This is a genomic window from Chitinophaga sp. (genome assembly GCF_035564935.1).
Classification (GTDB): Bacteria; Bacteroidota; Bacteroidia; order Chitinophagales; family Chitinophagaceae; genus Chitinophaga.
In genome coordinates, this window is the sequence record NZ_DATMTE010001021.1 from 1 (window position 1) to 9,606 (window position 9,606).

The following is a 9,606-nucleotide window of genomic DNA, read 5'->3' on the forward strand; positions in this document are numbered from 1 at the left end:
CTGCGGCGATAATGAATAAGATATATTTCATGGTCATCTTATTTTTAGTTTTCCCTGTAAATGTAAAATCCGAGGTTGGCGTTGGCTTCCAGCACATGCACCATTCCTGTTGCGGTACGTACTTCGGAGGTTTGCACATACGCGTAAAAATCCGGCTCTTTGTTCTCCATACCATCCGGTACGTCTTCATCTGCCAGGCCGAATACCCGCCGTATCTGTATCCTGTTGGTAGTAGAACGGATGCCGCTTACATCGATATAATACTTTTCCAGCAACAGGAAGTAATTCCCCTCACTGGTAATATTGACAAAACTTTTCTTCATATAACCCAGGGCACTTTTATCCATTACCCCTTTGAATATATGCCGGCGCATATAAAATTTAATACTGTCGGTAGTTAAACTATCCAATGTAAATTTGAGGTTCTCATTATTATACTTCCGCTGTAAAGCACGTGTTTGCTGCGCCAGGAAATTACCAACCCCGGCATTGGTGGGCGGGAAAAAGGTAATATCGCCGTTAACCTCGTCTTTCATACCTGCACGGTCTATCAGCAGTACCACTGTATCCAGCACTTTGCTTTCTTTCAGGAAATCATAAGTCGATATTTTCCTGATCCTTTCCCGGTCGGTACCGCCCTCATCAACGAGGTAATTATCTTTTTTACATCCCGCCAGGATCAGCAGTGATCCGAGTAACAGATGAATGATCTTCATGATGAATAATTTGGATGGAAATTAAATTTTACCTGCCCAGTATTTATTCTGGACTAACAGCCTGTTGTTGTTGAACAAGGCTGGATCCAGTGGCATGAGATAGCCTTCCTGGTTATACCTTGCGGGCGTTAGCCAGGGCACCAGGGAACGTTTCATTCTCACATCATCAAAATACAGCTGTCCCTCCATAAACAACTCCCGCGAACGCTCGGTCATAATCTCATCCAGCAGGCTGTTGTAAGTAAGCGGCGATTCGCTCACATACAACGCAGAATCCATCTGCGGTTGGTTGCGCGAGCGACGAAAGCTCCGCAGCTGCGCATAGGCTTCCCCCAGTTGTCCTTTATACACGGCGATTTCCATACGGTTCAGCAACACATCTGCATAGCGGATCAGGGACACATTATTATCGAGGTAAGGCTCTGCCTGTTGGTTAGGATTATTATAAATGATGTTGTTATATTTTGTAAAGATGGGCTGGGCACCGTCTGCATCATAAAGAAACATTCCTCTTCGTATATCCGTATTCGGTATAGTGTCTTCAGGATTGGGACCTGTCTGAATAATCCGCGGGTACAGGTTGCTCACAAAACTATTGCCCAGCAACAGGTCACTCCAGTCTGTTTTTGCCAGTACCGGTATCCGGAGGAACTTAATGGGCATCAGGTTATTGGATCCTTCATTGTACGCGTAACGGGTATACAGTTCAAAAATGTTTTCGCGGGTATTACCCGTAAATGCCTTTGCGTATTGGATGCTGTCTATCTTCCCGGCAGGCGCAGGCAAGCCATACAAACCACTGCTCACAATACTCTCTACCAAAGCCGATGCTTTGGCCACATCCGCCATATCCGGTGTAGCCTCAAAGGCCGGTTTTTTGATCACACAGGCACGCCACAGGTATACCTGCGACTGCAGCGCCATTACCACGGCTTTATTGGGAACAGTGCCCCGGCTGGCATCCACTTCGTACGTCATATCCAGGCAGTTGGCTGCAGAATCAAGATCGTTCAGGATTTGCTGTACCACTACGTTCTTATCGGTGCGGGCCAATGGTTTGTTGGCAATAGGATCCGGATCAGGAGTTAATACCAGCGGAACATCCCCGAAAGTGCGGAGCAGCTGGAAGTACACATAGGAGCGGATAAAAAGGGTTTGCCCTGCAATGTTCTTCCGCCCTTTTTCCGGGTCGTCCAGGAAGGTATCGTCCGGTACCAGCGGCAACTTTTCCAGTATGAGGTTAGTTTGCAGGATAGTGCTGTAAAACCTTGACCAGTTACGGAACACATCCAGATAGTTCATTTCAAACTTGCCTACCTGTATGTTCCAGTCGGAGCCCGAAAAATAAGGCCCGCTCCGGATAATGATAAACTGGTCGCCCAGCGTCATATCGCCGAGGTTATGCAGGTAGTCCTGCTCCAGCAGGTTGGACCGCAGCGAAGCGTAGGCACCGGCCAGTGCTTTCTTCATATCATTCTCCGACTTCCAGAATTTCTCTTCGTAGGTAGTATCCTTTGGTTCCTGGTTCAGCATCTTCTTACACCCCGGTAAAAATGCCCCTACTATAACGATGATAATTAAAGTCCGTTTCATAAAAAGTGTTTAGCTGTTTTAAAATCCTACATCAATGCCCAGTGTATATTTATGCGGGCTCGGATAGCCTACACCGTTATACTCCCCGTAAGGGTTTACATTCTCTGCATCCGGTAATCTTTTGGAGGCCTGGAAGATGTATACATTGTCCATCAGCCCATAGAACCGCAGGCGGTTCAGGTGCAGCGGCTTCAATGCTTTTTCCCGGAGGGTATAACCAAATGAAATATTCTTGATCCTGAAATAATCGCCCTTCTCCAGGAAGAAGGTCTGGTCTGCACGGTAGTAGTAGCGATAAGTACCAATATCCATTCTTGCATACTGGGCTTTGTCGCCCGGCTTACGCCAGATATTCATGGAGGAAAGATCAGACACTGCATACTTGGAAAATTCATTACCAGCGGCATCCCAGCCATAACGGCCATAGGTATCAGACTCATACAGGTTCAGTACATCGCGCTTGAACGTAAATGTGCAAAGGAATCCGAAGGTGAAATTCTTCCAGTAAAAGTTTTGCGTGATACCACCAGTGAGGAAAGGATTAGGATTGCCATACGGGATCTTGTCTCCCGTAATACCACCGTTAAAAGCATCTATAATGCCATCTCCATCCAGGTCGGCAAAAATAAATTCACCTGCCCGGAAAGGGTTATTGGAAGCCGGGTCATTCACTGCGCCCACCTGGAATTTTTTACCGGTGTATTTATCTGTCGGCACATCATCGTCTGTACTATATACACCCAATGTTTTCAGCAGGTAAAAAGTATTCACTGCTTTTCCCCGGGTAAGAATATGCGTGGTATTAAAGAGATTACCAAAAGTAAGATCCCTGTTATTATTGGGCATACTTACCACTACGTTCTGGTTCATGCTCACATTCCAGAGTATTTCCCAACGCAGGGCGCTTTTCTCCGGCATTACATTCCTGAACTGGAAGTTGATATCGATACCGGAATTGCGTAATTGCGCGCCGTTGGTTTTGGCGGTAGCGATACCGGTAGTGCTTTGCAGGTTCATGTCAATCAACCCTGCTTTACTATTCTTCACATATACATCGGCGCTAAAGTAATACTTACCATTCATCAGCTCTGCTTCAATGCCTCCATTCCAGCTGGCGGTTTTCTCCCAGCTGATATCTTTCTGCGCCACGCCACCGGAGCCGAATTGCGGGGTAATAGTAACAGTACCGTTGTAGGTATTCGGATTCAGACCGCTGCCGTTATAGCCGGCGCCGCCAATGTTGTAAAGACTATACTGCAAATAATAATCACCTGGCAGGTTACCCAGCACACCATAACTGCCGCGTAGTTTCAGCATGGATAACCAGCTGGCATAACGCCGCATGAATGGCTCGTTGCTGATCATCCAGCCGGCGGAGATAGCGGGAAAGTATCCCCATTTATTATCAGGGCCAAAGCTGGATGCCGCGTCTCCGCGAAGAGAAGCTGAGAAGAGATAAGTGCTTTTATAATCATAGTTCACCCGCGAAAACAGCGAGAGGATACCAAACGCCGAGTAGGCGGAACTACCGTACAGGTAAGGTCCCTGGGGGAAACCGTTCACCACCTGGATCTGGTCGCTGGCGCCACGCGAACCCTGTGCATAGGTATTCTGATAAGTGCTGTACTGCACTTCCTGCCCTACAATGGCATTGATAGTATGTTCCTTTCCCTTACCGAATACAGCATTCCAGTTCAGGTCGTTGGAGGTGGTATAACTTTGCTGCAGGCCACTCGTGGATGATGCAGAGTTGCCAAGGTCCGCATTCAGCTCACCGGGCACCGATACATCGCGGCGGCTCATTACCATCGACACGGAGTTGCGGGAGCGGAAAGACAACTGGGGGGATAACCGCAGCTGCACGGAAATGTCGCCGTTCACCTGGTTGTCCACGTTAATATCCATATTGCCGGAATAGCGACCCAGTACACGTTGCAGACTATTCTCATCAGGTGCAAACAACGACGACGGCATACTTTGCCCTACTGCCCCGAAGAGATCTGGACTGCCCGAGCCCCTTCCCCTTTCCATGCGGGCCAGCCTGATGTTAGGCACCACTTCCAACGCACCGTTTTTAGTGCGTATTGAAGAAGAATAGTTGAGCGTATAACGTTTGAATCCGGAGGCTTTGACAATACCATCTTCCATATACAAACCGGCAGACAACCGGTAGGTATTATACTCCGTACCCCCGTATACGTTAAAGTCTACATTCCGTATCATTCCCTTACGGTAAAACAGGCGTTGCCAGTCGGTAGCCTTATCCAGGTCGGGGTTCAGGCTATCGGTCATGATAAGGTTCTTATGTGTAAGCCTGTCGTAGTTCCCTTCAAAAGCATCGTCATACAGGCGGATCTTCTCGCGGCGTTCTGCCGCCCCCACTAATACCTGGCGGAGTTTAGGGATCTCCGTCAAACCGCCATAGGCCGATACGCTGAAGCGCGGTGCGCCGGTGCGGGCTCTTTTTGTTTTGATGATGATGACCCCGTTGGCGCCACGGGAACCATATACAGCTGCAGCCGCCGCATCTTTCAATACATCCACCGATTCAATTTCATTGGGGTTCAAACCGGCAATATTGTTGGTACCGGTGCCAATGTCCGGTCCTACCATATCGTCATTGAATTGCGGCACATCATCGATTACATACAGCGGCTTGTTGAGTATCTTATACTGATTGTTTTGGTAAGATGTGCCGATGGCGGTGTTACCTCTTACGGAAATCGTAGGAGCGGCGCCGGGTTCACCGGTGAAGTTCTGCACATTTACGCCGGACATGCGTCCCTGCAGGAGTTGTTCAAAACTGCCTGCGGGAATGTTTTCAATGTCCTTTCCTTTAATGCTGGAAACGGCCGCAGTGGCCTTACGCCGGTTTACAGCCTGGTAGCCGATCACCACCACATCGCCCAATGCGCCGCTCTGTGCTGTGAGCACTACATTCAGGTGGGTGCGGCCTTTCAGCTTCTGTTCCTGTTTAAGGTAGCCGATAAAACTGATCTCTAAAATGGCATCGGGTGGCGCTGCCAGGGAAAATTCACCTTTATCATCCGTGACTACCCCCTGGGTATTCCCTTTGATTTTGACCGAGGCGCCGGGCAATGGCCCACTTCTTTCATCTGTGATTTTGCCGGTCACTTTTACGTTCTGGGCAACAGATGGTAAGACCACCAATAAGGCGATAAAGGCCATGACAATTTTTTGCATGGGATTAGATTTAAGCAGTGTTGAAAAATTCTGGTTGATATACGTTGATACAGGTCCGCACATCGTGCGTTAACGCGATATTAGATTTTATTCTGGTTGATCTGTTTTAATTGTATTATTGACAATTGTTATTACAAATCTATCTAAAAGGACCGGATATTACTTCCCGGAAATTAACTGATAGATTGCTGATTTTAACAGGTAGAAAAAAGAAGAGGGACGTTACTTTTCATATTCGCAACGCCCCGTAAAACTATAACCTGTAGAAGCGCCAGCCGGATGTAAAATCCTTTGGCACCGGCTTGTTCAACAGGATGGCCCGGAGCATTTCTATGGGCATCATATTCTCCCTGAGCACTGCATCATGATATTGCTTAAAAGACATTTTGCCGCTGTCTACCAATTCTTTCTTCAGGGCTTCAAACTGTAATCCGCCAATCATATAGGCAATCTGGTATAAGGGGCTATACCCACCCACAAAAGAGCGGCGCACCTCTCCTTCTGCATTGGCGCGCTCGTGCCCTACACGGTCTACCAGGAAGTCGATGCATTGCTGTGGCGTCCATTTGCCGGTATGATAATTAATAGAAAAGATAATACGCGCACAGCGGTGCTTGCGCCAGAAGAGCATGCCTACACGGTCTTCAGGTGATTTGGCAAATCCCTGGTCCCATAACAGCCGCTCCCAGTACAGGGCCCACCCTTCAATCCAGAACGGGGTTTCAAAATGCCGGTAAGTTTTATAACGGTTCTGCATAAACTCCTGCAGGGCATGACCTGCCAGCAGTTCATGATGTACCGTAGCCCGGGAGAAATGCGGGTTATTACCCCGCATGCTCATCATTTTATCTTCGTGGCTCATGCTGCTAACGGGGTAGGATACACTAAATTCTTCTCCGCCGGTAAAGAAGGGATTTACCAGCTGGCGTTCAGGTGTCATCATGATCATACGCCAGGTTTCTTCGGCCAGTGGCGGCAGGGTGATCAGGTTGTGCTGCTTTATAAAATCCACGGATTCGTTGTAGAGTTTCATCATGGCGGCCGGTTGATCCGCCGGAGGAACATAACTGTTCTTCACTTTTTCCATGGCCGCTTTCCAGTCGGTACCCAATCCCATTTCGCGCGTGGCTTTTTCCATTTCCGCATCACACCAGGCAAATTCCTTATTCGCAATAGCCAGCAGTTCCTCCGGCGTGTAAGGGATCATTTCCTCCTGCAATCCTTTGATCAGCGCCGTTCTCCCGATAGGATGACCAGCAATACCACTTCCATCGTCCGGCATACGGGCGGTACTTTTTTCTTTATTATAGAAGGCAGCGCTGTAGGTTTTCAGCAGGCTGTCGACCTGCCTGTACGGAGCCGGCACCCACCAGGAAAAAAGCGGATCATAGCCGTTATAAAAAGTGAACGCGCTGCTTAACGCTTCCCGCAAACCTTTGATGGTGGAAATACCCCTACGGAGCTGCGGCAGGGTCAGCGAGCTGTCGTTTTCCAGTTGCTGCCTGCTTTTGGAGATGTCCTTTGCCATATCGCTCAGCTGTGCAGCCAATGCCGGTGCATCCGGTTTTTCCCCGCGGCGGCGATGCTGTTCCACCTGGTAGATCTTCTCCGCAAAGGGAAACCATTTCTTCAACTGCATACTTTCCTGCTGTGCCAGCGTCAGCTCATCCAGTTCCCGGGACAACCGGCGTTTGAACAACGTATAATCTACCTGCGCACCCACGTTTAACGCTGTATAGTTCAGGTGCTCCAGCCGTTGCTGGTAGTTCCTGACCAGGGTGGTCATACGGGAAAGCTGCTCCGGTGAATTATCTGCAAAATAAAAACGATGCAGGTTACCGGCATCCGCATCATATTGCACCATGATATTATTCACTTCGCTCGACTGGAGATACAGGTCATCGTCTGCCGACTGGGCAGCAGCGGTTACCTGCTGTAACAGCAGGCAGGTAAGAAGCGGGTATAATTTCTTCAAAAGAGGCATAATTTACTCGTTTATATTTCTGTCTGGCGGATTGGTATTCAGGAGATTTTTCACAAAGAAATCGCGGCGTTTAATGCGTCCGTAAGGGCCTCCGTCGCTGTGCCCCATGCCGGGCACCGGCAGAAATTCAAATGATTTCCCTTTTTTGATCAGCGCATTGATCACACGATAGGTAGATTCCGGCGGTACATTGGTATCCGCCTCTCCTACTATCAGGAGCAGCCGGCCCTGTAATTTACCGGCATTCGTTACATTGGACTGCGCTTCATACTCTTTCCCCACCGGGTAGCCCATCCATTGTTCATTCCACCATTGTTTATCCACCCGGTTATCATGGCAACCGCAGGAAGCCACCGCCGCTTTATAGAACTCCGGATGAAAGAGCAGGCCGCCCAGCGCGTTTTGTCCGCCGGCGGAAGTTCCGTATAGCCCTACCCGTGAGGTATCCACAAAAGCATACTTTTCAGCCAGCGATTTGATCCAGAGGATACGGTCCGGGAACCCCGCATCAGCAAGATTTTTCCAGCATACATCATGGAATGCTTTTGAGCGGTTAGCAGTGCCCATACCATCTATCTGCACCACAATGAATCCAAGATCCGCCAGGCTCTGCATATCATTATAATAACTCATGAAGCTCTTGGGTACAAAAGCATCCTGCGGACCCGCATAAATATTCTCTACTACAGGATACATTTTAGTGGAATCATAATCTGCAGGCCGGCACATCACACCCCAGATATCTGTTTTACCATCACGGCCTTTTGCGGTGAACGGAACGGGGAAAGGCACGCCGGTGGCTTCCCATCCGCTTACGTCAGCCTTCTCCAGCACGGTGATCAATTTCCCGTCGGCAGTACGGCGCAGTTCATTAACCGGGGGTACATTTACCTGTGAGTATTTGTCAATAAAATATTTCCTGTCGGGAGAAAAGAATACCTGGTGATTTCCGGCAGCAGGTGTCAGGTCAAGCAGGTGCTTCCCCGCGAAATCTGTACGATAGTAGTGAACAAAATAAGGATCTTCCCCGGCGTTCCTTCCGCCGGCCCTGAACCATATCTCTCTTTTCTTTGCGTCTACGCTGTCTATTTCCCTCACCACCCAATCGCCTTTCGTTACCTGGTTCTTCACTTCACCGGTGAGGGTATTCACCAGGTAGATGTGCCGCCAGCCATCTTTTTCAGAGGTCCATAGCAGTTCATTGGTTTCCGGCAGATAATGAGTATAGAGGCGGGATTCATAGATGAAAGTAGGCGTTTGTTCATCCAGTATAGTGCGGGTGTTGCCATTGGTGGCATCCACTTCTATTACGCGGAAGCGCTGATGACCACGGTCCACTTTTTCATAGAGGAAATAGCGCGGGTCTTTATCACGCCAGTGCAGCGCCGGTGCATCAAAAAAATCGATCTGTTCTGTTTTCACACGGGTAGTAGTTTTCCCTTCCATTGTGAACAGGTACATATCAAAAGTGGTAAAGGGATCACCCGGCTGCTTGTAAGGATGGGAACGCAGTTGCCCGCGGGTAGTGCCGGGCACATCGGTGAGCACATAATATACAGAGGAATCTTCCACGGGATGAATGCGGTAGCCAACAAGATATTTGCTGTCGGGCGACCAGGCAAAGGCGCCATAGAAATCGCCATCCGCTTTCCCGTCTGTGGTGAATGGTGTAAGTGCGCCGGTAGCTGCTGAGCGTACATATACATTACCTCCTATGGTAGTGGCTACCCATTTTTTATCAGGCGAAACGCTGTCGGTGGCAAATCCTTCCCAGCGACTTGGCTCATGTTGCCTTACCGGCAGGAGCCTGATCTCATTCTTTGCCAGTTGCGCAATTTTTGCCGTGTCGGTGATCACCTCTTTTTTACCGGTGGCGGCGGTCACAAGATAAGCTGTTTTGGTACTGTCTTTTCCTGTAATCAGGTACCAGAACGACTTCCCGCCGGGCATCCAGTTGGCATCCACATTATGCCTGGAAATGGTTTTCCGGGTAATGCTATCCAGTAGTTGTACTTTCCTGTATCGCTGCAATATCTCTGCATGTGAAGGCAGGTAAGGCGTTGGCTTGTTTTGCTGTGCGAGCAGCAGCCCCGTTGGCAGGCTCCATAA

Annotated in this window: 5 protein-coding genes; all 5 read right to left on the minus strand. The window is 49.0% G+C overall.

The window, feature by feature from the left end:
- Window positions 1-44 precede the first annotated feature (44 nt).
- On the minus strand, window positions 45-716 hold the full coding sequence (locus VN105_RS26485) for a hypothetical protein (RefSeq protein WP_325645919.1): 672 nt from the start codon (window positions 714-716) through the stop codon (window positions 45-47).
- A 21-nt stretch (window positions 717-737) separates the two neighbouring features.
- Entirely contained in the window at window positions 738-2,309 is a 1,572-nt protein-coding gene (locus VN105_RS26490) for a RagB/SusD family nutrient uptake outer membrane protein (protein WP_325645921.1), read from the minus strand.
- Window positions 2,310-2,327: 18 nt separating this feature from the next.
- Window positions 2,328-5,513, minus strand: a complete 3,186-nt coding sequence (locus VN105_RS26495) for a SusC/RagA family TonB-linked outer membrane protein (RefSeq protein ID WP_325645923.1) — start codon at window positions 5,511-5,513, stop codon at window positions 2,328-2,330.
- 253 nt (window positions 5,514-5,766) lie between these two features.
- Window positions 5,767-7,488, minus strand: coding sequence for a DUF885 family protein (locus VN105_RS26500; RefSeq protein ID WP_325645925.1), 1,722 nt, complete (start codon window positions 7,486-7,488; stop codon window positions 5,767-5,769).
- 12 nt (window positions 7,489-7,500) lie between these two features.
- On the minus strand, window positions 7,501-9,606 hold a 2,106-nt coding region (locus VN105_RS26505), incomplete at its 5' end, for a S9 family peptidase (RefSeq protein ID WP_325645927.1).

Bases quoted from the DNA above. Each gene is read 5' to 3' on its own strand.
- VN105_RS26485 (WP_325645919.1), bottom strand. From the start codon at position 716: ATGAAGATCATTCATCTGTTACTCGGATCACTGCTGATCCTGGCGGGA.
- VN105_RS26490 (WP_325645921.1), bottom strand. From the start codon at position 2,309: ATGAAACGGACTTTAATTATCATCGTTATAGTAGGGGCATTTTTACCG.
- VN105_RS26495 (WP_325645923.1), bottom strand. From the start codon at position 5,513: ATGCAAAAAATTGTCATGGCCTTTATCGCCTTATTGGTGGTCTTACCA.